Raw genomic sequence first — 25,306 nt, forward strand, 5'->3', positions numbered from 1 at the left:
AGGGCTGCTGGGAGCAGTACGCCTCCGGCCGCGCGCTCGTCCGCTACGCCAAGCAGCGCGCCAACGCCACACCGGAGAACGCGACGATCCTGCTCACCCCGCTGTCCGTCACACAGGCCAGTAGCTGCGTGCCCACGCCCGCGGGCCGGGGAGCGGCCTGCTGCTGCGGGCGATACGCGCCGGGTCCGACCAGCCCTCCGGCATCCGCGGTTCCCCGGCCGCGGCACCGGCGCTCGCCGCGGCGCGGGCCTGGACCACCGCCAGTGCGGCGGCCAGCTCCTCGGGGGTCGGGTTTCCCCGTACGACCCTGATCATCGTCGCGTCCCTTCCTCGTGCCTCGGAGCCCCTACAGGGGGATGTTCCCGTGCTTCTTGGGGGGCAGACTTTCCCGCTTGGTGCGGAGCTGGCGCAGGCCCTTCACGATCTGCGCCCGGGTCTCCGAGGGCATGATCACGGCGTCGATGTAGCCGCGCTCGGCCGCCGTGTACGGGTTGAGCAGCGCGTCCTCGTACTCCTGGATGAGCCGCGCCCTCGTCGCTTCCTGCTCCTCCGCGCCCTCGACGGCGGCGATGGTGCGGCGGTGCAGGATGTTGACCGCGCCCTGGGCGCCCATGACGGCGATCTGGGCGGTGGGCCAGGCCAGGTTGAGGTCGGCGCCCAGGTGCTTGGAGCCCATGACGTCGTAGGCCCCGCCGAACGCCTTGCGGGTGATGACGGTGATCAGCGGGACGGTGGCCTCGGCGTACGCGTAGATCAGCTTGGCGCCGCGGCGGATGATGCCGCCGTACTCCTGGTCCACGCCCGGCAGGAAGCCGGGGACGTCGACGAAGGTCAGCACCGGAACGTTGAACGCGTCGCAGGTGCGCACGAAGCGTGCGGCCTTCTCGGAGGCGTTGATGTCCAGGCAGCCGGCGAACTGCATCGGCTGGTTGGCGACGATGCCGACCGGGAAGCCCTCGACCCGCCCGAAACCGGTGACGATGTTCGGGGCGAACATCGACTGGGTCTCGAGGAACTCGCCCTCGTCCAGGACGTGCTCGATGACGGTGCGGATGTCGTACGGCTGGTTCGCCGAGTCCGGGATCAGCGTGTCCAGCTCGCGGTCCTCGTCGCTGACCGCCGTGTCCGCCTCCTCGGGGAACGACGGCGGCTCGGAGAGGTTGTTGGACGGCAGGTACGACAGCAGGGACTTGACGTACTCGATCGCGTCCTTCTCGTCGCCCGACATGTGGTGCGCGACACCGGAGGTGGTGTTGTGGGTGCGGGCGCCGCCCAGTTCCTCGAAGCCGACGTCCTCACCGGTGACCGTCTTGATGACGTCGGGGCCGGTGATGAACATGTGCGAGGTCTGGTCGACCATCACCGTGAAGTCGGTGATCGCCGGCGAGTAGACCGCGCCGCCCGCGCAGGGGCCGACGACGAGCGAGATCTGCGGGATGACGCCGGAGGCGTGGGTGTTGCGGCGGAAGATCTCGCCGTACATGCCCAGCGCGCTGACGCCTTCCTGGATGCGGGCGCCGCCGGAGTCGTTGATGCCGATGACCGGGCAGCCGGTCTTCAGCGCGAAGTCCATCACCTTGATGATCTTCTGTCCGAACACCTCGCCGAGAGCGCCGCCGAAGACGGTGAAGTCCTGCGAGAAGACCGCGACCGGGCGGCCGTCGACCGTGCCGTAGCCGGTGACGACACCGTCCCCGTACGGCCGTGTCTTCTCCAGCCCGAAATTGGTCGAGCGGTGGCGGGCGAACTCGTCGAGCTCCACGAAGGAGTCCTCGTCCAGCAGCAGACCGATCCGCTCCCGGGCCGTCAACTTGCCCTTCGCGTGCTGCTTTTCCACCGCGCGGGCGGAGCCGGCGTGCGTCGCCTCTTCGATACGGCGCTGAAGATCCGCGATCTTTCCCGCGGTGGTGTGGCTGCTCGGACTCTGGGAGAGGGCGTTTTCCGGCTCGGACATCGGGATGCGGCTCCCTGGCTGGTCACGGGGACGGCTTACGGGGGACTGGGTAACCGGGACGTGTTAACGATCGGTTGCTACTGACTCGTAGCGTATCGGCGCGGATACGGTTCAGCAGTGCGGCGTTGGCCACACCTAACCTGGCTTGCATGACGCCTCCCAATGCGCCCGAGAGCCGCTGGTCCGACCTCGAGCGACCCCCTCTGAACGCCTCCGTGCTGCGCCGTGCCGTCGTCGTGCCCGGCGGCCTGTGGACCTCGCTGGACGTGGTGGCGTCCACCGGCTCCACCAACTCCGACCTGGCCGCACGGGCCGTCTCCCTGCCGGAAGGGGCGGTGCTCGTCGCGGAGGAGCAGACCGCGGGACGGGGCCGGCTGGACCGCATCTGGACCGCCCCTGCCCGTTCCGGCCTCTTCTTCTCCGTACTCCTGCGGCCCGGCCCCGACGTGCCCGTGACGCGCTGGGGGTGGCTGCCGCTGCTCGCCGGTGTCGCGGCCGCGACCGCCCTCGCGCGGGCCGCCGGCACGGACATGTCCCTCAAATGGCCCAATGACCTGCTGGTGGTCGTCGACGGCGAGGAACGCAAGGCCGGCGGCATCCTCGCGGAACGCGCCGGGGACGACGGCGTGGTGCTCGGGCTCGGCATCAACGTCTCCCTCCACGCCGACGAGCTGCCCGTCCCCACCTCGGGTTCCCTGGCGCTCGCCGACGCGGTGTCCACCGACCGTGACCCCCTGCTGCGGGCCGTACTGCGCTCCCTGGAGAAGTGGTACACCGCCTGGCGCACCGCCGGCGGCGACCCGGCCGCCTGCGGGCTCCAGGAGGCGTACGTGGCGGGCTGCGCCACCCTCGGCCGCGACGTCCGCGCCGAGCTGCCCGGCGGCACGGCCCTGACCGGGGAGGCGGTCGCCCTGGACGGCGACGGCAGGCTGGTCCTCGCCACCGCGGAGGGCGAACGTCACTCGGTGAGCGCGGGCGACATCGTGCACCTGCGGCCGGCCCGCTGACGGCCACCGCGGTGTCCCCGGCGGCAGCGGACGAACCTCCTCGGCCGCCGGGACGTGAGCTGGGGCACACCTGCCGTATCGTTGAGGCGATCGCGCGACAGATCGGCAGGGCATTGCGCAGGGAACGGGCAGGAGGCGGCTGGTGACCGTCGACGACACCACTTCCGGCGCGGGCGCGCAGCCGCCGTCGGACGGCTCTTCCGGCGCGTCCGCCTCGTCATCGGGGTCCTCGGGATCCGGGGCCGGGCCCTCCGGGTCGGTGCACCCGAAGCCCCACCACGAGGTCGACCACACGGCGGAGCCGTCGGACGACCCGCTGGCCATACGTCTGGAACACCTGATCCTCGGCGCCGAGCGCCGCTACACCGCCTTCCAGGCGGCCCGCACCGCCGGCGTCTCCATGGAGCTCGCCGCCCGCTTCTGGCGGGCCATGGGCTTCGCCGACATCGGACAGGCCAAGGCCCTCACCGAGGCGGACGTGCTCGCCCTGCGCCGGCTCGCCGGCCTTGTCGAGGCCGGCCTGCTCAGCGAACCCATGGCGGTCCAGGTCGCCCGCTCCACCGGGCAGACCACGGCGCGGCTGGCCGACTGGCAGATCGACTCCTTCCTCGAAGGGCTCACCGAGCCGCCCGAGCCCGGCATGACCCGCACCGAAGTGACCTATCCGCTGGTCGAGCTGCTGCTGCCCGAGCTGGAGGAATTCCTCGTCTACGTCTGGCGGCGGCAACTGGCGGCGGCGACCGGCCGCGTCGTGCAGGCCGCGGACGACGAGGAGATGGTCGACCGCCGCCTGGCCGTCGGCTTCGCCGACCTGGTCGGCTTCACCCGGCTGACCCGCCGCCTGGAGGAAGAGGAGCTCGGCGAGCTCGTCGAGTCCTTCGAGACCACGTGCGCGGACCTGGTCGCCGCCCACAGCGGCAGGCTCATCAAGACCCTCGGCGACGAGGTGCTGTACGCCGCGGACGACGCCGGCACGGCCGCCGAGATCGCCCTGCGGCTCATCGAGACGATGACGGACGACGAGTCGATGCCGGCGCTGCGGGTGGGCATCGCCTTCGGCACGGTCACCACGCGCATGGGCGATGTCTTCGGCACGACGGTGAACCTGGCGAGCCGGCTGACGTCGATAGCTCCGAAGGACGCCGTACTGGTCGACGGGGCGTTCGCCGAGGAAGTGATCAGGACAGGGGACGCGCCGGCCTCGGAGGCGGAGGCGGCGGAGGAAGCGGTCAAGGCGGAGAAGGAGGGCCGTGAGGTCCCCACGTACCGCTTCGCGCTCCAGCCGATGTGGCAGCGGCCGGTGCGAGGTCTTGGCGTGGTGGAGCCGTGGCTCCTGTCCCGCCGCCCGTCCTCCTGACGGAGCCGCCTGCCGCGCTCCGCGCGGTGTCCTCGGCCCGGCGGCCGTGGGAGGTGCCCCCATGCGGGCTGGATCTGCCTGGCAACTTGAGCCCCGCCGGCGATCGAGGCGCGGGGGTCCGGGGGCGGAGCCCCCGGTTACGGGAAGGGGCGGGTGGGGAAACGGCCCCGCGGAGCGGAGGCGCGCCTATGATCCCGGTGAACCATCGTTAACCGGGAGGGTGCCCCATGTCCGAGTCCGAGCAGCGGTTCGGCGAGTTCGTCGTCGTACGCAGGCATGAGCAGGGCCACGTCGCCGAGCTCGTCCTCGACCGCCCCAAGGCCATGAACGCGGTCTCCACCGAGATGGCCCGTTCCATCGGTGAAGCCTGTGACGCGCTCGCTGCGGACCGGGACGTGCGGGTGGCCGTGGTCGCGTCGAGCAGTGAGCGTGCCTTCTGCGTGGGCGCCGACCTGAAGGAGCGCAACTCCTTCTCCGACGCCGAGTTGGTGCGGCAGCGGCCCACGGCCCGGCGCGCGTACACCGGCGTGCTGGAGCTGCCGATGCCGACCGTCGCCGCCGTGCACGGCTTCGCGCTCGGTGGTGGCTTCGAGCTGGCGCTGTCCTGCGATGTGATCGTCGCCGACGCGACCGCGGTCGTGGGGCTGCCCGAGGTGTCCGTCGGTGTCATCCCCGGCGGTGGCGGTACGCAGCTGCTGCCCCGCCGGGTAGGGGCCGCCCGCGCCGCCGAGCTCGTCTTCACGGCGCGGCGCGTGGAGGCCGCGGAGGCACGGGAGTTGGGGCTCGTCGACGTCCTCGGGGAGGACGCCCGCGCCGAGGCGCTCGCGCTCGCCGCCCGTATCGCGGTGAACTCCCCGGTCGGCCTGCGCAACGCGAAGAAGGCCATGCGGCTCGGGCAGGGGCTCGACCTGCGTGCCGGGCTCGAGGTCGAGGACGCGGCATGGCGGGCCACGGCGTTCTCCGGGGACCGTGCGGAGGGCGTCGCGGCCTTCAACGAGAAGCGGAAGCCGCAGTGGCCCGGGGAGTGAGCGGGGGACCGGTTTCGCGGCCGGTCCACGTCCCGGGTCAGCAGATCTGATCAAATCGGCCGAAACCTCCCTAAGCTGGGTGGATGGCTGTGGATGGGCGGTTGCGAGCCGTGGTGGCGCTGGCGCAGGCGATGGCCGCGGCCACGACCCCGCGTGAGTCCTGGCGGGCGGCGGCCCTCGGCGCGTGCGGCGCGCTCTCCGGGTCGTTCGCGGCCCTGTCCGTGTGGGAGCGCGAGCGCGGGCGGCTGAGGGTGCTCGTGAACGCGGGTGAACGCGCGCCGGACGAGGAGGAGTTCCCGGAGTCGGAGACCTACCCGGTGAACCGTTTCCCCGAGATCACCGAGTTCCTGCACGAACGCTGGGCGGGCGGGGGCGAGCCGGACGCGTGGGTGGAGACCGCCCAGGGTCCCGCGACGCCGGGGCACGGCTACTGCCACCAGCGGGTGGCGGCGTTGCGCCGGCGCGGCCGGGGCTGCTGCGTCGTCGCGCCGATCGTGCTGCACGGCAGGGCCTGGGGCGAGCTGTACGTGGCCAGGCCGGAAGCGGCGCCCGTGTTCGGCAGGGAGGACGCCGATTTCGCGACCGTCCTGGCGTCCGTCGTGGCCGCGGGCATCGCGCAGACCGAGCGGCTGGAGGAGGTCCGCAGGCTCGCGTTCACCGATCCGCTCACGGGCCTCGCCAACCGCCGCGCCGTCGACACCCGGCTCGACGAGGCGCTCGAGCAGCACCGGGCGGACGGTTCCGTGGTCAGCCTGGTGGTGTGCGACGTCAACGGCCTCAAGCAGGTGAACGACACCCAGGGGCACGCGGTCGGTGACCGGCTGCTGGAACGATTCGGCTCCGTCCTGTCCCTGTGCGGGGCGATGCTGCCGGGCACCCTGGCGGCCCGGCTCGGCGGGGACGAGTTCTGCCTGGTCACGCTGGGGCCGAGCGCCGACGAGGTGGTCGACGTCTCCGACGATCTGTGCGTACGGGCGAAGGAGCTGGAGCTCGGCGAGGGCGTCGCGTGCGGCGTCGCGTCGACGGGTGACCCGATCGGGGAGGTGCGGTCGGCCCGGCGGCTCTTCCGGCTGGCGGACGCGGCGCAGTACCGCGCCAAGGCCGCGCGCTCCCCGAAGCCGGTGGTGGCCGGGCGGGACGGCACGGTGATGCGGCTGGCGGACTCCCCGCCCCGGTCCGCGCAGGACCGCCGCCGCTTCCGGGACGCCCGTCCGGAGGCGGAGGAGGACGAGCCGTGGAGCGAGCCGTGACGGCCGGCGTGCCGTGACCAGCTTGTAAGGGGCCGGACCGCGTACCGGTGGTGACAGGTTTGGATTCAATCCGTACGCTGCTGAATATGGATATGCAAACAGTCGTGGTGGGGACGTCCGGTACCACCGCCGATGACGTCATCGCCGTGGCCCGCCACGGCGCCCGGATCGAGCTCTCCGCCGAGGCCGTCGCCGCCCTCGCCGCGGCCCGCGGGATCGTGGACGCGCTGGCCGCCAAGCCCGAGCCCGTCTACGGCGTCTCCACCGGATTCGGCGCCCTCGCCACCCGCCACATCAGTCCCGAGCTCCGTGCCCAGCTGCAGCGCAACATCGTGCGCTCCCACGCCGCGGGCATGGGCCCCCGCGTCGAGCGCGAGGTCGTGCGCGCGCTGATGTTCCTGCGCCTGAAGACCGTGTGCTCCGGCCGTACCGGCGTACGCCCCGAGGTGGCGCAGACGATGGCCGACGTACTGAACGCGGGCATCACGCCCGTCGTCCACGAGTACGGCTCCCTCGGCTGCTCCGGCGACCTCGCGCCGCTGTCCCACTGTGCCCTGGCCCTCATGGGCGAAGGCGACGCGGAGGGGCCCGACGGCTCCGTGCGCCCCGCGGGCGAGCTGCTCGCGGAGCACGGCATCGCGCCCGTCGAGCTCCGCGAGAAGGAGGGCCTCGCCCTCCTCAACGGCACCGACGGCATGCTCGGCATGCTGGTCATGGCCCTCGCCGACCTCCACCGCCTCTACAAGTCGGCCGACATCACCGCCGCCCTGACGCTCGAGGCACTGCTCGGCACCGAGAAGGTCCTCGCCCCCGAACTGCACGCCATCCGCCCCCACCCGGGCCAGGGCGCCGCCGCCGCCAACATGCTCGCCGTCCTCGAGGGCTCGGGCCTCACCGGCCACTTCCAGGAGGAGGAGGCGCCCCGCGTCCAGGACGCGTACTCGGTGCGCTGCGCCCCGCAGGTCGCCGGCGCCGGCCGGGACACCATGGCCCACGCCCGCCTGGTCGCCGACCGCGAGCTCGCCTCCGCCGTCGACAACCCGGTCGTGCTTCCCGACGGCCGCGTCGAGTCCAACGGCAACTTCCATGGCGCGCCCGTCGCCTACGTCCTGGACTTCCTCGCCATCGCCGCCGCCGACCTCGGCTCCATCGCCGAGCGCCGCACGGACCGGCTCCTCGACAAGAACCGCAGCCACGGACTGCCGCCGTTCCTCGCCGACGACGCCGGGGTCGACTCGGGCCTGATGATCGCCCAGTACACGCAGGCCGCGCTGGTCAGCGAGCTGAAGCGGCTCGCCGTCCCCGCCTCCGCCGACTCCATCCCGTCCTCCGCCATGCAGGAGGACCACGTCTCGATGGGCTGGTCGGCCGCCCGCAAACTGCGCACCGCCGTGGACAACCTGACGCGCGTCATCGCCGTCGAGCTGTACGCGGCGACCCGTGCCATAGAGCTGCGCCGCCACCTCACCCCGGCCCCGGCCTCGCGTGCCGCCATCGAGGCGCTGCGCGCGGCAGGCGTCGAGGGCCCCGGCCCGGACCGGTTCCTCGCTCCGGACCTCGCCGCCGCGGACGCGTTCGTACGGGACGGACAGCTCGTCGCCGCCGTGGAGAAGGTGACGGGGCCGCTCGCCTGACCCCACGCGACACCGAGGCCGCCCCCGCCGTCACGGCGGGGGCGGCCTCGGTGTGTCGGCGGACCGGTCAGGCGGTGCCGGGTTCGCGCCGGCGCATCGAGTACGCGACGAAGCCCGCCCCTATACCGAGGGACAGCGTGCCGCCGATCACGTACGGGGTGGTGTCCACGCTGCCGGTCTGCGCAAGCAGGAGCCCCTCGCCGGCCGACTGCGCCGCCGCCCCGGAACGCGAACCGCCGGACTCCTGCGCGGCCTGTCTCTCGGCGGTGGCGTTCGCCGAAGGAACGAACCACAGCGCACACAGGAGAGTCCCTGCGGCAGCGGCGGTGAGCAGCGGTCGACGTGCGACGGACACGAAGTCGATCCCCCTTGAGGCATCCTCGAATTGGCCGGTGGGGCGATGCTAGTGAAAGCAGCGGGTCGTGGGAAAGCCGCGGCCCGAAGGGCCATACCCTCCGTCGTATGACCACCTCTGAGACATCACGCTATGTGCGCCTGCGAGTGGAATTGGTGATCGAGGTCGACGACTCCGGCGCCCTGACCGGGGCGGCGCTCGAGCGGATCGCCGACGACGAGTTCATGCCCGACGACGAGCGGACGCACGCGCAGTCCGCGGTGCGCGAGGAGGAGGCCGAGGCCCTGGCGTACCTGGTCGACCCCTTCGACCTGGTCAGCGAGGTGCCCGGGATCGAACTCGCGCAGGCGTCGTGGAGCTGCGAGCAGATCGACTACGACCCGGACTCCGCCGACTGGGAGCTCGACATCGACGAGGACGAAGTCGATGGTTACGAACCGGGCCCGGACGGTTACCCGCTGCTGGAGAACGACCGCGGCGTCGAGGGTGACGGCGACGGCGACACCGGCCGGTGGCCGTAACGGGACCGGGAAGTGACCTGTTACACGCTTCGGGCCCGGATCGCCGGGCAGGCACCCCCGTACTCCCGCCCGGGCTTTCCCGGGCAGGAGCGCGGGGGCGACAATCGAAAGACGAAGCCGGACCGGGAACGGTGCAACCGATGAGGCGGATGCAGCGTCGATCAGTTCGGTGGGAGGTGTACCCGGCGGGCGCGGTGTCCGGCGGGCGCACCCGGTGAGGTGTTGTTCCCCACATCGTGCACCGATGTGGAACCGGATGACCTGAAATGGGGGTTGTCCACAGTGGTTGATCAGGGGACTCGGCAACGATGGAGACGCGTGTGATGACGGACAGCAAGCGGCGCAGCGGATGGAAGGTCGCATCCGTGCTGCTCGGGGGTGTGCTGGCCCTGTCGGCCTGCAGCGGCGAGGACGGCAAGGACGCGGCTGCCGAGGCCTCCAAGACGTCACAGGCGCAGATCGACGAGGCTGCCGCGAAGGCGGTCTCGAAGGCGCGAATAGCGATTTCGCCGAAGAACGGCACGAGCAACGCGAGCATCAACAACGCGGCCAAGGTCACCGTCACCGACGGCACCCTGTCCGAGGTCACGATGACGACCGCGGACGGCACCGCCGTGGCCGGCACTCTCGCCGCCGACGGCAAGAGCTGGAAGCCGGACGGCCAGCTCGAGCGCTCGACGACGTACAAGATCTCCGCCACGGCCAAGGACGCCGACGGCCTCGAGGCCCACGAGAACGCGTCGTTCACGACCGTCTCGCCGGCCAACAGCTTCATCGGCAACTTCACGCCGGAGGACGGCTCCACCGTCGGCGTCGGCATGCCCGTGTCGATCAACTTCAACAAGGCGATCACGGACCGCAAGGCCGTCCAGTCCGGGATCACCGTGACGTCCAGCAGCGGCCAGGAGGTCGTCGGTCACTGGTTCAACAGCCAGCGCCTCGACTTCCGCCCCGAGCAGTACTGGGCGGAGGGCTCCACCGTCACCATGAAGCTCGAGCTCGACGGCGTCGAGGGCGCCGACGGTGTCTACGGCGTGCAGCAGAAGACGGTCACCTTCAAGATCGGCCGCAACCAGGTCTCCACCGTCGACGCCGCCAGCAAGATCATGACGGTCACGCAGGACGGCAAGACGATCAAGACCATCCCGATCTCCGCCGGCTCCTCCGAGAACCCGACCTACAACGGTCAGATGGTGATCTCCGAGAAGTTCAAGGAGACCCGGATGAACGGTGCGACGGTCGGCTTCACCGACGACGACGGCAAGGGCGAGTACGACATCAAGGACGTCCCGCACGCCATGCGGCTGTCCACGTCGGGCACGTTCATCCACGGCAACTACTGGGGACCCGACTCGGTCTTCGGCAGCGCCAACACCAGCCACGGCTGCGTGGGCCTGAACGACGTCAAGGGCGCCGGCGACCCGAAGCAGCCCGCCGCCTGGTTCTACAACAGCTCGATCGTCGGTGACGTCGTCATCGTCAAGAACTCCAAGGACACCACCATCAAGCCGGAGAACGGCCTGAACGGCTGGAACATGAACTGGGCGCAGTGGAAGGCCGGCTCCGCCGTCTGACCCGCCCGTGACACCTGACGGTGGCGGCACCCGCGAGGGGTGCCGCCACCGTCGTCGTTCCGGGCCGCCCGCGCCGGCGCCGGGCGGCCGTAATTCCGAGCGGCCGCGAGGGAGGGAGACGTACTCTCCCCGGCATGACGATCACCACTCTCCCCACGTCGCCCTCCGACTCCGCCGTGGACGCCTGGCACACCGTCGTGCGTGCCGCGCACCTCCACGACCTGCCGGGGCATGTGCCCGCGCCGGGCCGGGTGGAGACCGAGGGGAAGCTGCGGACGGCGTCGGTCAACAGCCGGGCCGTCCATCGCGCGGTCGTGGCGGCCGACGGCTCGTACGACGGCGTGGCATCGGTGGTGCTCTTCACCGACGAGAACAACCGGCACACCGCCTTCCTCGACCGGCTGACCGTCCACCCGAGGGCCAGACGCCGCGGGGTCGGGAGCCGGCTCTGGGCGGCCGTGCGCGACGATCTCGCCGCGGACGGCCGTACTTCGGTCACTTCGGAGACCGAACTCGGCGGGCCCGGCGAGGAGTTCGCCGCCCGCCACGGCTTCGACAAAGCCCTCCGGCTGGCCTGGCACGTGCAGAACCTCCAGGACGCGCTCGCCGCCCACCCGGTGCGGCCCGCACTCCCCGACGGATACGCCTACGCGCACTGGACCGGCGTGGTACCCGACGGGCTCGCCGACGCCTTCGCCGAGGCCCACAACGCCATGGACGACGCGCCCATGGGGGACGTGGACCGCGCCATGCCGAAATGGGACGCGGAACGGGTACGGGCAGCGGCCCGCGTGATCGAGGACCGCGGCGGCGTCATACTCTCCTCGGCCGTCGTGCACACGGCCGACGGCGCCGACACCGTCGCCGCCTACACCGAACTGGTGCTGCGCGACCCGTCCGACGTCCGGGCCCTGCAGTACGACACGGCCGTCGTGCCCGCCCACCGCGGCCGCCGCCTCGGCCTGGCCGTCAAGCGCCACATGATGGGCGTCGTTGCCACCGAGTGCCCCGGAGTCCGCGAGACGGCCACGACCGTCGCCGACGAGAACGGCCCGATGCTGGCCGTCAACGAACAGCTCGGCTACCGGCGCGAACGCGAGATCGGGTACGTCCAGGCCAAGCTGTGAGCCGTCCGGCCCGCCCCCTTACCCGGCAGGTAATCGCCTGACGCGCCCCCTCCCGGCAGGATCGAGGCACATCGAGCCGCCGATCCACGGGAGGACACCATGACCGCGTACGCCGTCGGCAATCTGCAGCCCGCCGCCCGCCTCGACGACGAGGTCTTCGACTACATGGAGCGCATCCAGTCGACCCTCGACCCCTATGAGGGCCGCTTCCTCGTCCACGGCGCGACCCTCGACGTCCGCGAGGGCGAGTGGCCCGGCGCGCTGGTCGTCATCGGCTTCCCGACGCTGCGTCAGGCAAGCGACTGGTACGAGTCGCCGGCCTACCAGGAGCTGATACCGCTGCGCACCCGCCACCTCACGGGCGACGTGATCCTCGTCGACGGAGTCGCCCCCGGCTACGACGCCTCGGCCACGGCGGCCCGCCTGCGCCGGGACCAGGAGGCGGTCTCCTGACCGCCGGCCCGTTCGGCCCGTTCGGCCCGTGCGGGGCCGGCCGAGGCGGCGGCCTGCTGAGCCGGGTACGGGGACGGCGCGGCGGGGCCCAGGCCGGGTACGGAAGGACGCGGACCGGGTCGCGCCGGGTTTCGCCCCTGGCGCAACCACTCCTGCTCCACAGCCCGTTGCCGCCCTTCTACGCTGGGCGGGTGAGCAGCCACGAGACGAACCGAGCCCGTGTCGTTCCCCTGCGCCCGGCCGCGGCGCCCGCCACCGACGGGCCGGCACGGGCACCGGGGCAGGCGCCCAGGGAGCCGCTCTGGCGGGACGTCGTCGGCGGCGTCCTGCGCCGGGAGCGGCTGGCGCAGGAGCGCACCTTGAAGGACGTGGCGGACGCCGCCCGGATCTCGGTGCCCTACCTCTCCGAGCTCGAACGCGGCCGCAAGGAAGCCTCCTCCGAGATCCTCGCCGCCGTCGCGCACGCCCTCGGCTTCGGCCTCGCGGACCTGCTCGCCCTGTCCCACCGCGAACTGGTCCGCCCGGCCCTCTCCACCACGGCCCGGCTCGGCCGGACCGTGGGGGCGGCACGGCAGGGGGACGTGCGCCTCGCCGCGTGACCGTCACGTCAGGGTCCCGGGCCCCGGACTGACGGGCTGCCAGGGGAGGGCGGAGCCTCAGTCCTCTCCAGCGGCACCGCCGCGGCCACTGTGTGCCACGGCGCGGCCGGCGCGGAGCTCCAGCCGGTCGCCGGTGAAACCGCCGCAGAAACGCCGGTCGTGGGAGACCGCGACCACGGCGCCCTCGTACGAAGCGAGCGCCTCCTCCAGATCCTCCATCAGGTCGGGGGCCATGTGGTTCGTCGGCTCGTCCAGGACGAGCAGATCGGCCGGTGACGCCAGCAGGCGGGCCAGTTGGAGCCGCCGCTGCTGCCCCACGGACAGGGCGCGGACGGGTACGTGCAGATCCTCCTCGCGGAACAGGCCCAGGCCGAGCAACTCGTCGGCGAACTCCTCCGGCAGGCCCGGCCGGCCCGCCGCGTAGGCCGACAGCAGCGGTCCGCGCGGCGCGGCCACGGGCAGCTCCTGCGCGAGATAGCCGATCGTGACCTGCTCCCCGTGCCGCACCGTGCCCTCGTCCGGCCGGAGTTCCCCGGCCAGCACCCGCAGCAGTGTGGTCTTGCCCGCGCCGTTCGGGCCGGTCACCAGCAGCCGCTGCCCCGACTCCAGCCGCAGACCCGCGAGACGCAGCCGGTCACCGACCCCGATGTCCGTGAGCTCGGCGAGCAGTCCGGCGCGGCCCGACGTGCGTGGCCGCGCCGTGAACCGCAGCGGCGGCGCCGGCGCGGCCACCGGCTCCCGCTCGAGCCGTTCCAGACGCTGCCGCGCCGCCCTGACCCGGCCCGACAGCTTCGCCTCGTGCGACCGGCGGTGCTTGCCGAAGCCCTGGCGCGGATCCTTACCCGTCGCCGCCAGGCGCTGCCCGGACGCGGCCACCAGCTCCCGCGTGCGCGCCAGTTCGTCCCGCCATTCCTCGTACTCCTGCTCCCGGCGGCGGCGTGCGGCGGCCTTCGCCGCCCGGTGGCCCGCCCAGCCGTCGCCGTGCCGGTGCACGGCGCGCGTGTCGCGGTCGACCTCGAGGATCGTGGTGGCGATCCGTTCGAGGAAGGCCCGGTCGTGGGTGACGGCCACCACCGTGCCGCGGTGGCCGCGCAGCTGCTCCTCGAGCCACTCGGTCGCCTGCCGGTCCAGATGGTTGGTCGGTTCGTCGAGGAGCAGCAGTTCGGGGGAGGCGGCCAGCACGCACGCCAGGGCGAGCCGTGACTGCTCCCCGCCGGACAGGGAGCCGAGGCGCCGCCCGGGCGGCAGCCCGCCGAGGCCCAGCGCGTGCAGGGCGGCGTCGGTCCGGGCGTCGGCCTCGTAACCGCCGCGCTCCTCGAAGGCGGTCAGCAGCTCGCCGTAGGCGGCGAGTTCGGCCTCGCCCGCGTCGGCGAGGGACGCCTCCGCCTGCCGCATCCGCCGTTCGAGGCCGCGCAGTTCGGCGAGCGCCGTGTCGATGGCGTCCCGCACGGTGTGGCGGGGACCGAGCCCGAGCGTCCGCTCGAGGGTCTGGTCGAGATGCCCGGTGCCGCCGGGCGCGCTGACCGTGATCCCACCCGAGTCGGGTGTCTCGTCGCCGGCCATGAGCCGCAGCAGCGTCGACTTGCCGGAGCCGTTCTCCCCGATGACGCCGGCGCGTTCACCGGGCCGCACGGTCAGCGACACCTGATCGAGGACGGCACGGCCGTCGTACGCCTTGGAAACGTCTTTCATGGTCAGTCGGGCGCGTTCGCGCATGGTCTTTCCCTGGGTGACAGGCCCGCTCGGCGGCATGCGCGCAGTGCGCCTGCGGGCATGCCGGGGCAGGGCCGGGTGCTGTCGGACGGACGCGGGAGGGACGTCAGCGGAGTCCTACGACTCGCACGCTGCGTCCGCGTCCGGAATCAGAGAAAGAAGTAGTGCTTGTGCGAACCCATACGCCCAGTGTGCCATCACCGGGCCGGCGACCGGCCGGGACCGAGGGGGTGACCACGGCCACCGGTCGCGACATCCGTGCCGGCTCGCCTGTCACATTCGCGCGGCCTCGCGGGTCAAGGCAGTGACGCACTCGAGACCCGTCCGGAGCGACCGGCTCCGGCGCCCGCCCGATGGGAGCATCTGTGATGTCCACCGCCTATGTCGTCGTCACCGTCCTGGCCGCCGCCATGGTGGGTTTCTCCGCCGTCTCCGTCTTCCTGCGCACCCGGTGGGTCGTGCAGCCCATGGCCGACTACGGCGTCCCCATGTCCTGGCTGCCCTGGCTCGGTACGGCCAAGGCGGCCGGCGCCGCGGGCCTGCTCGTGGGCCTGTTCGTGCCGGTCGTCGGTGTCCTGGCCGGGGCCGGCCTGGTGCTGTACTTCACCGGGGCCGTCGCCACCGTGGTCCGGGCGCGCTGGTACGCGCACATCCCGTTCCCGCTGGTGTACGCGGCCCCGGTGGTCGCGGCGCTGGTGCTGGGGACGGCCGGCTGAGGCTCGCTCGGGGTCCCGTGCTCCGGGTCCCAGCTCGGGGTCCCGTGCTCCGGCTCCCGTTCTACGGGGTCCCGGCGAAGGTCCACACGGCACGGGAGCCCGGGCCGACGACGAGGGTCGAACGGCCGATCCGCTCCTCGTGCCGGTACTCCACTGCCCGGTTGAGCGACAGACCGACCTGCCGCAGGCCCGCCTCCTCGCGAGGGACGGCGTCGAACCGGAGCGTGGTGCCGCCCCGCACCGCGAGGACGCCACCGGCCACGGGCCGTACGACGAACCCGCCGGCCCGCAGCAGCGGCTCCGTGTTCGCGAGGTCCGCCTCCGTGACCGCGAGGCGTATGTACGTCACGTCACGCATCAGCCGGTCCTGGTAGCCGTCGGACAGATAGCGCTCCCGGCCGACGTCGCCCGGGTAGGAGGCAGGCTCGGTGTTGCCGCGCGGGTCGGCGAAGTACTCCGGCAGGTACTCCATCCCCCAGGCGCCGAAGGCGTCGTACCGGGCGGAGGTGAAGACGGCGTCGAACCACGGCACGGGCACGCCGTCGCCGAAGTCCCGTGTCTGGCGGAACCGCACCGGTTCGGCGATCCCCTGGTCGCGCAGCCGCTGGATGACCGTCGCCAGGTCACCGGCGCGCTCGGTGGACAGACCCGTCCCGGCGGCGCCGAAGGTGCCGTCCTGGCCGGGCAGGTCCCCCACCCCGAACAGTTCGAGGTAGGTCTCGCGGCCCAGCAGGTAGCGGCCGGTCCAGGTCTGCCCGTCGGCTCCGGTCGTGGTGCGGACCTGGAAGTCGGCGAACGTCCGCAGATAGCCGGAGTGCTCGATCGCGTCGGCGGTCTCCCGGTCGAGCACCCCGTAGGCGTGGTTGTAGAACAGCAACTGCCGGTCGGCCGGCGGCCGGCTCTCCTCGGCCAGCGCCGTGCTCGTACCGCCCCCGACGGCACCCGCGAGGGCCAGAACGAGGACCATGGTCATCCGTAACACCCGGCGAAGCAGCATGCCAGGGATCGTAGGAGGACCGCCTCGCATCCGCCGTCGATTCACCGAAACCCGGCCCGCGCCCCGGCCGGCGGCCCGGGGTCAGCCCTCGGCGCGTGCCACGCCGATCGGGCAGGAGACGCCCGTACCGCCGATGCCGCAGTAGCCCGCCGGGTTCTTGTCCAGGTACTGCTGGTGGTACGCCTCTGCCGGGTAGAACGGCCGGCCCTCCGCCGGGAGGATCTCGGTGGTGATCGAGCCGTAGCCGGAGCCCGTCAGGACCTTCTGGTAGGCGTCGCGGGAGGACGCCGCCGCCGCGGCCTGGGCGGGGGAGTGGGTGTAGACGGCCGAGCGGTACTGGGTGCCCACGTCGTTGCCCTGGCGGAAGCCCTGGGTCGGGTTGTGGGACTCCCAGAACAGCTTCAGCAGCGACTCGTACGTGACCTGCGACGGGTCGAAGACGACGCGGACCGCTTCCGTGTGGCCGGTCAGGCCCGAGCAGGCCTCTTCGTACGTCGGGTTGGGCGTGTAGCCGCCCTGGTAGCCGACGAGCGTCGTCCACACACCCGGTGCCTGCCAGAACTTGCGCTCCGCGCCCCAGAAACAGCCGAGCGCGAAGTCCGCGGTCTCCAGGTGCTCCGGGTAGGGGCCGAGCAGGGGGTTGCCGAGGACGGTGTGACGGTCGGGGACCGTGAAGGTCGGCTCCGGGCGGCCCTTGAGGGCCTGCTCGGGGGTGGGCAGCACGGGCGTACGGCCGAAGAGCATGGCTGGTTCTCCTTCACGGTGACGGCACCGGGACAACGTCCCGGGGCCGTCCGGAATTCCGTCAGTTCGCGGCGGCGGCCTGGAGCACCGTCATGTCGCGCAGCCGGCAGTACTCGCTCGCCGGGTCGCCGCGGTATCGCCAGGGCAGGGCGTCGACATGGCCGTCCACGAGGCGGAACTGCTCGACCGCCGCCTCGTCCCGGTCCTGAAGGGAGAGGTAGTACGCGAGGAGGTGGCGCACCTCGGGCAGCCGTGGATGGCCGGGGTCCGCCGCGGCCGCGTCGGCGAGGCAGGCGTCGACGAGGGCGCGCATCCCGGGCGTCCGGTCGCCCTCCGCGGAATCGGAGTCGTCGTGCTCGAAGTGGGCGATCAGGGGGAACACGCCGGGGATGCGGGCGCGGCGGGGCGCTCGGTGCGCAGGGGGCGAGTTCCGGTTGGCGGGCGGTGAGCAGGTGGCCGAAGCCGCCGAAGACCTCACCGCGGGGCGACAGCACTCATGTGGGGACGCCGAGCATCGCGTAGCCGTTCATGAACATCCCGCCGGCCGCGACGGCCGGCGGCAGCAGGACGCCGAGCGGATGGAAGCCGGCGAGCAGGGCGAGCACGGAGCGCTCGCAGGATCGAGCCCATCGGGCGGTGCCCCCCACGGGAATGAGAATGGACATGGCGACGCGTGGGGGGAAGCGGAGTATCGCCTACCGGATGCACCGGGGGCAAGAACCCTCCCCGGCCGGCATGGATCCCTGCCGGCCGGCGGGGATCAGCGCAGCAGTGTCGCCGGGCTGCCGCCGTTCGCCTCGTAGCCGGCGACCGCGAGGGCGCGGTAGACGGTGTACGCCGCCGCCGGGTCGGGCTCCGTCGTCCAGGGCAGCGCGCCCACGTGGCCGTCCACCTGCACGAGCTGGTGCATCGCCTCGGCCCACCGCTCGGAGTTCACCAGGAACACGATGAGCAGGTGGCGTACGTGCGCGAGCATCGGGTCGTCCGGGCGGGCGGAGTGCACGGCGAACAGCGCGCCCTCCATGGCCTTGGTGACCACCGCGCTCTGGTAGAAGGAGCGCACGAGGTTCACCTCGGGCAGGTGCTCGTAGACCGCGAAGAGCGGGAGCGCCGCGAGCAGCGACCCGCGCGGGGCGCGGGCCGCCGCCGTCGTGGCGAAGTGGTCGGCCTCCTCGCGGGAGCCGTGCCACTTCTCGCACAGGTGGTGCAGCGCGGCCAGGTGGGCGCCCATGTGGTCGGGCGCGCGGTCGATGACCTTCGCCCAGAGCTGGTCGAACTGCTCGTGGCTGTAGCCGAGTCCGCGGGCGACGGCCAGCTCGATGATGTAGGGCACGGGGTCGCCGGGCGCGAGCAGCGCGGCCTCGCCGCAGACGGTCCGGGCCTCCTCCAGGATGATCCGGAAGTCGTCCGCGCCGACGGCCGACGAGCGCCACGCCTGCTGCACCAGGAACTCGGCGTGCACCTGCGCCGCGCCCGCGTCCTTCGGCGCCTCCGAGCGCCACCTGCGCAGCCACGCGCCGCCGACGCCGGGCTGCCGGGCCAGTTCCAGGGACGCGGCCCCGGCGAAGGCCTGGACGCGCTGCCAGCGCCGCTCGCCCTCCTTCGGCGTACCGGCGAGCAGCTGGGAGGCGGCCTTCCAGTCCTGGGTCCGCTGGACGACGTCCAGTACGTCGAGGAGGTCCTGGTCCGGTCCGGGCATCCGGACGTCCAGCTGCTCCTGGCGCACGAATCCGTAGGTGTCCGGGTCTGCGGCGTCGGGCGAGCCGGGCCGGGCGAGCCGGATGCCGTTCCGGCGGCGCAGCACGACGGGGCCGATGATCGCGGTCAGCATGCACAGTGCGATCAGGAACCAGAGAATCTCCATGGGCCCATTGTCCCGGACGCCCGCGGCGTGCGGCCACGGCCGGTCCCGCACCGGACTACGCTCGGGCCTCATGAGCGACCAGCACAGCTTCCACAGCTTCGAGACCCGCGCCATCCATGCGGGCAACACCGCGGACCCGCTGACCGGCGCGGTCGTACCGCCCATCTACCAGGTGTCCACGTACAAGCAGGACGGCGTGGGCGGTCTGCGCGGCGGGTACGAGTACAGCCGCAGCGCCAACCCGACGCGCACCGCGCTGGAGGAGAACCTCGCCGCGATCGAGGGCGGACGCCGGGGTCTGGCCTTCGCCTCCGGCCTCGCTGCCGAGGACTGCCTGCTGCGTACGCTGCTGCGCCCCGGCGACCACGTGGTGATCCCGAACGACGCGTACGGCGGCACCTTCCGGCTCTTCGCCAAGGTGGTCGAGCGGTGGGGCGTCGACTTCTCCGTGGCCGACACCTCCGACCCGGCGGCCGTCCGCTCCTCGGTCACCGACCGCACGAAGGTGATCTGGGTCGAGACGCCGTCGAACCCGCTGCTCGGCATCACCGACATCGCGGCCGTCGCGGACATCGCCCGCACGGCGGGCGCGAAGCTCGTCGTCGACAACACCTTCGCCAGCCCCTACCTCCAGCAGCCGATCGCGCTCGGCGCCGACGTCGTCGTGCACTCGCTGACCAAGTACATGGGCGGCCACTCGGACGTCGTGGGCGGTGGGCTGATCGCCGCGGACGCCGAGCTGGGCGAGGAACTGGCGTACCACCAGAACGCGATGGGGGCGGTCGCCGGACCGTTCGACGCGTGGCTGGTGCTGCGCGGCATCAAGACCCTGCCGGTGCGTATGGACCGCCACAGCGAGAACGCGACGCGGGTCGCGGAGATGCTCACCAGCCACCCGAAGGTCACCCAGGTCCTCTACCCGGGTCTGCCGGAGCACCCGGGCCACGAGATCGCGGCGAAGCAGATGCGGGCGTTCGGCGGCATGGTCTCGTTCCGCGTGCAGGGCGGCGAGCAGGCGGCGGTCGAGGTGTGCAACCGGGCGAAGCTGTTCACGCTGGGTGAGTCGCTGGGCGGTGTGGAGTCGCTGATCGAGCACCCGGGCCGGATGACGCACGCATCCGTCGTGGGCTCCGCCCTCGAGGTGCCGGCGGATCTGGTCCGTCTCTCCGTGGGCATCGAGGCGGCCGACGACCTTCTCGCCGATCTCCAGCAGGCACTGGGCTGACCTGCCCCGACGCTCCCTCGGGCCCCGGCGAACCCGCCGGGGCCCGAGGGCCGGACCGGGATCCGGTCAGACGGGGGCCTTCTCGTCCTGCAGGGAATCGCGCACCATCTGCCTCAGCTCGGGGGTGTCGGTGTGCTCGTGCACGGAGATCGCGTGCTCCACGGCCGCCCGCACGACCTCCTCCTCCTCACCACTGATCGTCAAGGTGCATCCGGAGACGCTGGGAGTGTTGCGGCAGTCGGCGACTTTCCTGGTCATGACGGCCTCCTGGGCTCGTTCGTCCCACCCCTCTCTTCAGAGTAGATCCGCGACGAGCGGCCGCTACCAGTCGAGCGGCGGTGTCGTGTCCGACGGAGGCACCGCCCACGGTTCGGTCACCGTCGCCCACACCGCGCACGCGATCACCAGCACCACCAGCAGCCCGATCCACGCCCGGCGGACCGCCCGGTGGCGGCGCAGCAGCCTCGCGCCCTGTTCCGCGGCGCGCGGGCCGAGGCCGGCGGGGACCACGGGATGGGGTACCTCCATCATCCGCCTGACCTCGTCCTCCTTGCGCTCCGGGCCGTTCACGAGGCCGTCCTCAGGAGCGGGCGGCCGGGGGCCCGGCGGGCGCCGCGCATGGTGGAGACCGCCCGGCTGCAGATGGCCCGCACCCGGTCCGCCGGAAGCCCGATGATCGCGGCGGTCTGCTCCTCCTCGACCCCCTCGTACAGGCGCAGCACGAGGATCAGGCGTTCCTGCGGGGTGAGACGGTCCAGTACACCGCCGCGCACCCGGTGGTAGCGCCAGGCGCTGCGGGCGAAGCGGAGGGCGAGTTCCTGGCGGGTGCGGTTGTACGGGTCCTCGCCGCGCAGCCGGTCCCAGTGCGCGTAGGTGCGGGCCAGGGCACCGGTCAGCAGCCGCTGTGCCAGCGGGTTGGCGGTGGGGGGCTCGGCCGTGAGCAGGGTCGCGGCGTGCAGCAGTCGGCTCGACGCGCCCGCCACGAAGGCTTCGAACTCATGGACGCGACGGCGGTCCATGGCTGAATTCCGCTCGCTCACGTCCTCATATAGGGCCCGGCGACGGCCCTGGGTCAAGAGGTCGGCGGCGTCTCCGTCTCACCGGCGGGAAGACCGGCCTGGCGGGCGGAGAGCGCCGTGTTGAAACGGGTGAGCAGAGTGCAGAAGGATTCCCGCTCGTTCTCCGTCCAGCCGTCCGTCACCTGGGCCATCAGTTCACGGCGTGAGGCGCGGACCTCTTCGAGCTTGGCCAGGCCGCGCGGGGACAGCTGGAGCACGACCGCGCGGCCGTCCTCCGGGTGCGAGGTGCGTTTGACCAGGCCGCTGTCGACGAGCGGCGCCACCTGCCTGGTGACGGTCGAGGAGTCGATGCCCATCCCGGCGGCCAGCGCCTTGACGCCCATCGGACCTTCGAGGTCCAGGCGGTTGAGCAGCAGGTACGCGGCACGGTCCATCGAGTTGCGGACCTGGCCGACTCCGCCGAGCCGTGTCTGTTCCGCGCGGCGTGCGAACACGGCCACCTGGTGCTGGAGGGCATCGAGGAGACCGGGGCCGCCGGGGGGTTCGGGGGAGGTCCCCCGAGAGGCAGACGCAGTGGTCGTCATGTCCTGAGAAGTGGGCATGGCTGCGGGGGCTCTCTTGTGCGGTGGTCGGTTGGTGGGGGACAGAGTACGCGGCCCCGGGTCCCCGCGTACCTGCGCTGCACAATCCGGTACGGGCCCCTTACGCGGCCGGACTCCGGGCCGGTCCGCCCGCCCCGCCGGCGGCCCCGTCCCGGGTGACGGCGGCGGCCGCCGGACCGGGATGCGGACGACGCCACCCGGCGGGACCCGAACTGCCAGACTTGGCAGCATGAGCTTCCGTACGCCCGAGATTCCTTCCGTGATCCTCGACGACATCCGGGGAGCGCAGAAGATGCTGTCCGGCGTCGCCAGAGTCACGGCGATGGAGGGCAGCAGGCATCTGTCGCAGCTGGTGGGGGCGCCGGTCCATCTCAAGTGCGAGAACCTTCAGCGCACCGGCTCGTTCAAGCTGCGCGGCGCGTACGTGCGGATCGCCGGCCTCCGGCAGGAGGAGCGGGCGGCAGGCGTCGTCGCCGCCTCCGCGGGCAACCACGCGCAGGGCGTGGCGCTGGCGTCGTCGCTGCTGGGAGTGCGCTCCACGGTCTTCATGCCGGTGGGCGCTCCGCTGCCGAAGGTCGCCGCGACCAGGGAGTACGGGGCCGATGTGCGTCTGCAGGGGCAGGTCGTCGACGAGACGCTGGCCGCGGCGCAGGAGTACGCGCGGGAGACGGGCGCCGTCTTCATCCACCCCTTCGACCACCCGGACATCATCGCCGGGCAGGGCACGGTGGGGCTGGAGATCCTCGAGCAGTGCCCGGAGGTGCGGACGATCGTCGTCGGTGTCGGCGGCGGCGGGCTGCTGGCCGGGATCGCGGTCGCGGTGCGGGCGCTGCGGCCCGACGTGAAGCTGATCGGCGTGCAGGCCGAGGGCGCCGCCGCTTATCCGCCGTCGCTGGCGGCGGGGCATCCGGTGTCCGTCGAGCGGCCCTCGACGATGGCGGACGGCATCAAGGTGGGGCGGCCGGGCGATGTGCCCTTCAAAATCATTGGCGATCTTGTCGACGAGGTTCGTACCGTCTCCGAGGACGCGCTCTCCAGTGCGCTGCTGCTGTGCCTCGAGCGGATGAAGATGGTCGTCGAGCCGGCCGGGGCGGCCACGGTGGCGGCACTGCTGAGCGATCCGAGGTCCTTCGATGGCCCGGTCGTCGCCCTGCTGTCGGGCGGCAACGTGGACCCGTTGCTGATGCAGCGCATCCTCCGGCACGGCATGGCCGCGGCGGGCAGGTACCTGTCGCTGCGGCTGCGGCTGACGGACCGGCCGGGTGCGCTCGCGGGTCTTCTCGGCCTGTTGTCAGTGGCGGATGCCAATGTTCTCGATGTGAGCCATGTACGGACCGACCCGCGGCTCGGGCTCACGGAGGTGGAGGTGGAGCTGCACCTGGAGACCAAGGGGCCCGAGCACTGCGAGGAGGTCGCGGCGACCCTGCGCGCCGCGGGTTACACGGTGATGGTCTGAGCGCTTCCGCGCCCGCGGGAGGGCGAGGCGCCTGTATCGCGATACCCGGCGCGGACGACAACGCGACACCCTCTTGAGAGACGCGATGTATCGCGTTACGGTGTGGGCCCTGCCATGCTCCCGCAAAGGGAGCGGCCGAGCCGGCCTTTCACGCGCAAGCACTCATCCGACCCACCCGTCACCATGGGAGACCCCCTATGCCAGGCGCCATCTACGCCGAAGGTCTGGTCAAGACCTTCGGTGACGTAAGGGCACTGGACGGCGTCGATCTCGACGTCCCCGAAGGCACGGTCCTCGGACTTCTCGGCCCGAACGGCGCCGGCAAGACCACCACCGTGCGCGTACTGACCACGCTCCTCCAGCCGGACAGCGGCTCCGCGGTCGTCGCCGGCATCGATGTGCTCAAGCACCCCAACGAGGTGCGCCGGTCGATCGGCCTCTCCGGCCAGTTCGCCGCCGTCGACGAGTACCTGACCGGCCGGGAGAACCTCCAGATGGTCGGGCAGCTCTACCAGATGAGCGCCAGGGACGCGAAGAAGAGGGCAGGTCAGCTGCTCGAGCGGTTCAACCTGGCCGACGCCGCCGACCGCCCCGCCAAGACCTACTCCGGCGGTATGCGCCGCAGGCTCGACCTCGCGGCGGCGCTGGTCGTGTCCCCGCCCGTGATGTTCATGGACGAGCCGACGACCGGCCTCGACCCGCGCAACCGGCAGCAGTTGTGGGAGGTCATCCAGGAACTCGTCGGCGGCGGTACGACGCTGCTGCTGACCACCCAGTACCTGGAGGAGGCCGACCACCTCGCCGACGACATCTGCGTCGTCGACCACGGCAAGGTCATCGCCCGCGGCACCTCCGACCAGCTCAAGGCCCGCACCGGCGGCGAGCGGGTCGAGGTCGTCGTCCACCAGCCCGACCAGATCGCGCCCGCCCGCGAGGTCCTCGCCGGCTACGGCAAGGGCGAGGTCGCCGTCGCCGAACACACCCGCAAGCTCACGGTCCCGGTCACCGGCGGCGCCAAGCTGCTCGCCGAGGTCATCCGCGACCTCGACGCGCGCGGCGTGGAGATCGACGACATCGGCCTGCGCCGCCCCACCCTCGACGACGTCTTCATCTCGCTGACCGGCCACGCGGCGGAGGCCGCGGAGGGCAACGGCGAGAACGAGGACGCCGTGGCCGGCAAGCCCGGACAGGGCAGGAAGTCCCAGAAGGAGACCGCGCAGTGAGCACCCAGGTGGAAGCCGCCCCGATCGCGGCCCCCAGACCCCGCGGCGGCATCGCGCAGTCGGTCAACGACTCGCTCGTCGTCGCCAAGCGCAACCTGATCCGGATGACCCGGATTCCGGAGATGATCATCTTCGGCATGATCCAGCCGGTCATGTTCGTGGTGCTGTTCAGCTACGTCTTCGGCGGCTCGATGCAGATCGGGAACTCGACCTCCCCTGAGGTCTACCGCGAGTTCCTGATGGCCGGCATCTTCGCCCAGACCGTCACCTTCGCGACGGCGGGCGCGGGCGCCGGCATCGCCGACGACATGCACAAGGGCCTCATCGACCGCTTCCGCTCGCTGCCCATGGCGCGTGGCGCGGTCCTCACGGGCCGTACGCTCGCCGACCTCGTGCAGACCACGCTCACCGTCGTCGTGCTCGTGGTCGTTGCCCTGCTCGTCGGCTGGCGGGTGCACGAGGGCATCCCCAAGGCGCTGGCCGCTTTCGCCCTGCTGCTCCTGCTCGGCTACGCCTTCTCCTGGATCGGTGCGCTCATCGGCCTGTCCGTGCGCACGCCGGAGGCGGCCACGTCCGGCGGTCTGATCTGGCTCTTCCCGGTCACGTTCATCTCGAACGCGTTCGTGGACTCCAGCAATCTCACACCGTGGCTGCGGCACATCGCCGAGTGGAACCCCTTCAGCGCCACCGTCCAGGCCTGCCGCGAGCTGTTCGGCAATCCGGGCGTCTCCACGTCGGACGCCTGGCCGATGCAGCATTCGGTGCTGGCGTCGGTGATCTGGTCCGTCCTGATCATCGTTCTCTTCCGCACGCTCGCGGTGCGCAAGTACCGCTCCGCGACGGCCTGACCGGCGCACGAAGGGGCCGGACCGCTTCCGCGGTCCGGCC

27 protein-coding genes and 2 pseudogenes are annotated in these 25,306 nt (G+C 72.2%); 16 read left to right on the plus strand and 13 right to left on the minus strand.

The features are described 5' to 3' along the window. Positions 1 to 98, plus strand: a pseudogene (locus AB0K36_RS34725) (ROK family protein); the annotation flags it as partial. A gap of 10 nt (positions 99 to 108) precedes the next feature. Here AB0K36_RS34725 and AB0K36_RS17530 read toward each other — a convergent pair. Continuing rightward, positions 109 to 315: an acyl-CoA carboxylase epsilon subunit gene (locus AB0K36_RS17530; protein WP_189466524.1), complete on the minus strand. Its 207-nt coding sequence runs from the start codon at positions 313 to 315 to the stop codon at positions 109 to 111. Positions 316 to 346: 31 nt separating this feature from the next. Beyond that, on the minus strand, positions 347 to 1,954 hold the full coding sequence (locus AB0K36_RS17535; protein ID WP_364594721.1) for an acyl-CoA carboxylase subunit beta: 1,608 nt from the start codon (positions 1,952 to 1,954) through the stop codon (positions 347 to 349). 149 nt (positions 1,955 to 2,103) lie between these two features. Here AB0K36_RS17535 and AB0K36_RS17540 point away from each other — a divergent pair, with 149 nt between their 5' ends. The 5 genes from AB0K36_RS17540 (at position 2,104) to hutH (ending at position 8,230) form a co-directional block, all read left to right on the plus strand. Then, entirely contained in the window at positions 2,104 to 2,961 is an 858-nt protein-coding gene (locus AB0K36_RS17540) for a biotin--[acetyl-CoA-carboxylase] ligase (protein ID WP_364594724.1), read from the plus strand. Positions 2,962 to 3,103: 142 nt separating this feature from the next. Next, positions 3,104 to 4,318, plus strand: a complete 1,215-nt coding sequence (locus AB0K36_RS17545) for an adenylate/guanylate cyclase domain-containing protein (protein WP_364594727.1) — start codon at positions 3,104 to 3,106, stop codon at positions 4,316 to 4,318. Between the two features lie 227 nt (positions 4,319 to 4,545). After that, positions 4,546 to 5,346: an enoyl-CoA hydratase/isomerase family protein gene (locus AB0K36_RS17550; protein ID WP_364594730.1), complete on the plus strand. Its 801-nt coding sequence runs from the start codon at positions 4,546 to 4,548 to the stop codon at positions 5,344 to 5,346. 83 nt (positions 5,347 to 5,429) lie between these two features. Then, positions 5,430 to 6,596: a GGDEF domain-containing protein gene (locus AB0K36_RS17555; protein ID WP_364594733.1), complete on the plus strand. Its 1,167-nt coding sequence runs from the start codon at positions 5,430 to 5,432 to the stop codon at positions 6,594 to 6,596. A gap of 92 nt (positions 6,597 to 6,688) precedes the next feature. After that, the gene (gene hutH, locus AB0K36_RS17560) at positions 6,689 to 8,230 is read left to right on the plus strand and encodes a histidine ammonia-lyase (protein WP_189467248.1); all 1,542 of its coding nucleotides are present in this window, start codon (positions 6,689 to 6,691) and stop codon (positions 8,228 to 8,230) included. A 67-nt stretch (positions 8,231 to 8,297) separates the two neighbouring features. Here hutH and AB0K36_RS17565 read toward each other — a convergent pair whose 3' ends face one another. Beyond that, positions 8,298 to 8,585 (minus strand): LPXTG cell wall anchor domain-containing protein, encoded by a 288-nt coding sequence (locus tag AB0K36_RS17565; RefSeq protein WP_364594736.1) that lies wholly within the window; start codon positions 8,583 to 8,585, stop codon positions 8,298 to 8,300. A gap of 107 nt (positions 8,586 to 8,692) precedes the next feature. On the opposite strand from AB0K36_RS17565, the gene AB0K36_RS17570 reads away from it, so the two are divergent. From AB0K36_RS17570 to AB0K36_RS17590, 5 genes are all read left to right on the plus strand, one after another. After that, positions 8,693 to 9,106, plus strand: coding sequence for a hypothetical protein (locus AB0K36_RS17570; RefSeq protein ID WP_364594739.1), 414 nt, complete (start codon positions 8,693 to 8,695; stop codon positions 9,104 to 9,106). A gap of 308 nt (positions 9,107 to 9,414) precedes the next feature. After that, a complete protein-coding gene (locus AB0K36_RS17575; RefSeq protein WP_364594742.1) occupies positions 9,415 to 10,680 on the plus strand; it encodes a L,D-transpeptidase in 1,266 nt (421 codons plus the stop codon). Between the two features lie 134 nt (positions 10,681 to 10,814). Further along, the gene (locus tag AB0K36_RS17580) at positions 10,815 to 11,807 is read left to right on the plus strand and encodes a GNAT family N-acetyltransferase (protein ID WP_364594745.1); all 993 of its coding nucleotides are present in this window, start codon (positions 10,815 to 10,817) and stop codon (positions 11,805 to 11,807) included. A gap of 99 nt (positions 11,808 to 11,906) precedes the next feature. Continuing rightward, positions 11,907 to 12,260 carry a DUF1330 domain-containing protein gene (locus AB0K36_RS17585; RefSeq protein WP_364594748.1) on the plus strand — a complete coding sequence of 118 codons (354 nt, stop codon included), beginning with the start codon at positions 11,907 to 11,909 and terminating at the stop codon, positions 12,258 to 12,260. A gap of 191 nt (positions 12,261 to 12,451) precedes the next feature. After that, entirely contained in the window at positions 12,452 to 12,859 is a 408-nt protein-coding gene (locus tag AB0K36_RS17590) for a helix-turn-helix domain-containing protein (RefSeq protein WP_364594751.1), read from the plus strand. 57 nt (positions 12,860 to 12,916) lie between these two features. Here the strand turns inward: AB0K36_RS17590 and abc-f are convergent, their stop codons facing one another. After that, positions 12,917 to 14,575, minus strand: coding sequence for a ribosomal protection-like ABC-F family protein (gene abc-f / locus AB0K36_RS17595; protein ID WP_364594754.1), 1,659 nt, complete (start codon positions 14,573 to 14,575; stop codon positions 12,917 to 12,919). A 365-nt stretch (positions 14,576 to 14,940) separates the two neighbouring features. Between abc-f and AB0K36_RS17600 the strand changes: the two genes are divergently transcribed. After that, positions 14,941 to 15,288, plus strand: coding sequence for a DoxX family protein (locus tag AB0K36_RS17600; RefSeq protein ID WP_364594757.1), 348 nt, complete (start codon positions 14,941 to 14,943; stop codon positions 15,286 to 15,288). 61 nt (positions 15,289 to 15,349) lie between these two features. Here AB0K36_RS17600 and AB0K36_RS17605 read toward each other — a convergent pair whose 3' ends face one another. The 5 genes and pseudogenes from AB0K36_RS17605 to AB0K36_RS17625 all read right to left on the minus strand — a co-directional run bounded on the left by AB0K36_RS17605 (position 15,350) and on the right by AB0K36_RS17625 (position 18,893). Then, the gene (locus AB0K36_RS17605; RefSeq protein ID WP_364594974.1) at positions 15,350 to 16,261 is read right to left on the minus strand and encodes a DUF5829 family protein; all 912 of its coding nucleotides are present in this window, start codon (positions 16,259 to 16,261) and stop codon (positions 15,350 to 15,352) included. Between the two features lie 105 nt (positions 16,262 to 16,366). After that, entirely contained in the window at positions 16,367 to 17,029 is a 663-nt protein-coding gene (gene msrA / locus AB0K36_RS17610) for a peptide-methionine (S)-S-oxide reductase MsrA (protein WP_364594760.1), read from the minus strand. Positions 17,030 to 17,090: 61 nt separating this feature from the next. Then, positions 17,091 to 17,411, minus strand: a pseudogene (locus AB0K36_RS17615) (hypothetical protein); the annotation flags it as partial. Positions 17,412 to 17,523: 112 nt separating this feature from the next. Further along, on the minus strand, positions 17,524 to 17,676 hold the full coding sequence (locus AB0K36_RS17620) for a hypothetical protein (RefSeq protein ID WP_364594763.1): 153 nt from the start codon (positions 17,674 to 17,676) through the stop codon (positions 17,524 to 17,526). Between the two features lie 113 nt (positions 17,677 to 17,789). After that, a complete protein-coding gene (locus AB0K36_RS17625) occupies positions 17,790 to 18,893 on the minus strand; it encodes a hypothetical protein (RefSeq protein WP_364594766.1) in 1,104 nt (367 codons plus the stop codon). A gap of 70 nt (positions 18,894 to 18,963) precedes the next feature. Here AB0K36_RS17625 and AB0K36_RS17630 point away from each other — a divergent pair, with 70 nt between their 5' ends. Further along, positions 18,964 to 20,118: a cystathionine gamma-synthase gene (locus AB0K36_RS17630; protein ID WP_189466488.1), complete on the plus strand. Its 1,155-nt coding sequence runs from the start codon at positions 18,964 to 18,966 to the stop codon at positions 20,116 to 20,118. A gap of 66 nt (positions 20,119 to 20,184) precedes the next feature. Here the strand turns inward: AB0K36_RS17630 and AB0K36_RS17635 are convergent, their stop codons facing one another. The 4 genes from AB0K36_RS17635 to AB0K36_RS17650 form a co-directional block, all read right to left on the minus strand. Next, positions 20,185 to 20,376, minus strand: coding sequence for a DUF1059 domain-containing protein (locus AB0K36_RS17635; RefSeq protein ID WP_364594769.1), 192 nt, complete (start codon positions 20,374 to 20,376; stop codon positions 20,185 to 20,187). A gap of 63 nt (positions 20,377 to 20,439) precedes the next feature. Beyond that, positions 20,440 to 20,688, minus strand: coding sequence for a hypothetical protein (locus AB0K36_RS17640; RefSeq protein WP_364594772.1), 249 nt, complete (start codon positions 20,686 to 20,688; stop codon positions 20,440 to 20,442). Further along, the gene (locus tag AB0K36_RS17645; RefSeq protein WP_435877881.1) at positions 20,685 to 21,137 is read right to left on the minus strand and encodes a sigma factor-like helix-turn-helix DNA-binding protein; all 453 of its coding nucleotides are present in this window, start codon (positions 21,135 to 21,137) and stop codon (positions 20,685 to 20,687) included. The genes AB0K36_RS17640 and AB0K36_RS17645 overlap by 4 nt, the downstream gene beginning before the upstream one ends. A gap of 53 nt (positions 21,138 to 21,190) precedes the next feature. Then, the gene (locus tag AB0K36_RS17650; RefSeq protein WP_189466479.1) at positions 21,191 to 21,721 is read right to left on the minus strand and encodes a MarR family winged helix-turn-helix transcriptional regulator; all 531 of its coding nucleotides are present in this window, start codon (positions 21,719 to 21,721) and stop codon (positions 21,191 to 21,193) included. A 247-nt stretch (positions 21,722 to 21,968) separates the two neighbouring features. Between AB0K36_RS17650 and ilvA the strand changes: the two genes are divergently transcribed. From ilvA to AB0K36_RS17665, 3 genes are all read left to right on the plus strand, one after another. After that, positions 21,969 to 23,195 carry a threonine ammonia-lyase gene (gene ilvA / locus AB0K36_RS17655; protein ID WP_364594778.1) on the plus strand — a complete coding sequence of 409 codons (1,227 nt, stop codon included), beginning with the start codon at positions 21,969 to 21,971 and terminating at the stop codon, positions 23,193 to 23,195. A 197-nt stretch (positions 23,196 to 23,392) separates the two neighbouring features. Then, positions 23,393 to 24,418, plus strand: coding sequence for an ATP-binding cassette domain-containing protein (locus AB0K36_RS17660; protein WP_364594781.1), 1,026 nt, complete (start codon positions 23,393 to 23,395; stop codon positions 24,416 to 24,418). Next, positions 24,415 to 25,266, plus strand: coding sequence for an ABC transporter permease (locus AB0K36_RS17665; protein WP_364594784.1), 852 nt, complete (start codon positions 24,415 to 24,417; stop codon positions 25,264 to 25,266). The genes AB0K36_RS17660 and AB0K36_RS17665 overlap by 4 nt, the downstream gene beginning before the upstream one ends. Positions 25,267 to 25,306 lie beyond the last annotated feature (40 nt).

This window comes from Streptomyces kurssanovii (assembly GCF_040677245.1).
GTDB classification, from domain to species: domain Bacteria; phylum Actinomycetota; class Actinomycetes; order Streptomycetales; family Streptomycetaceae; genus Streptomyces; species Streptomyces kurssanovii.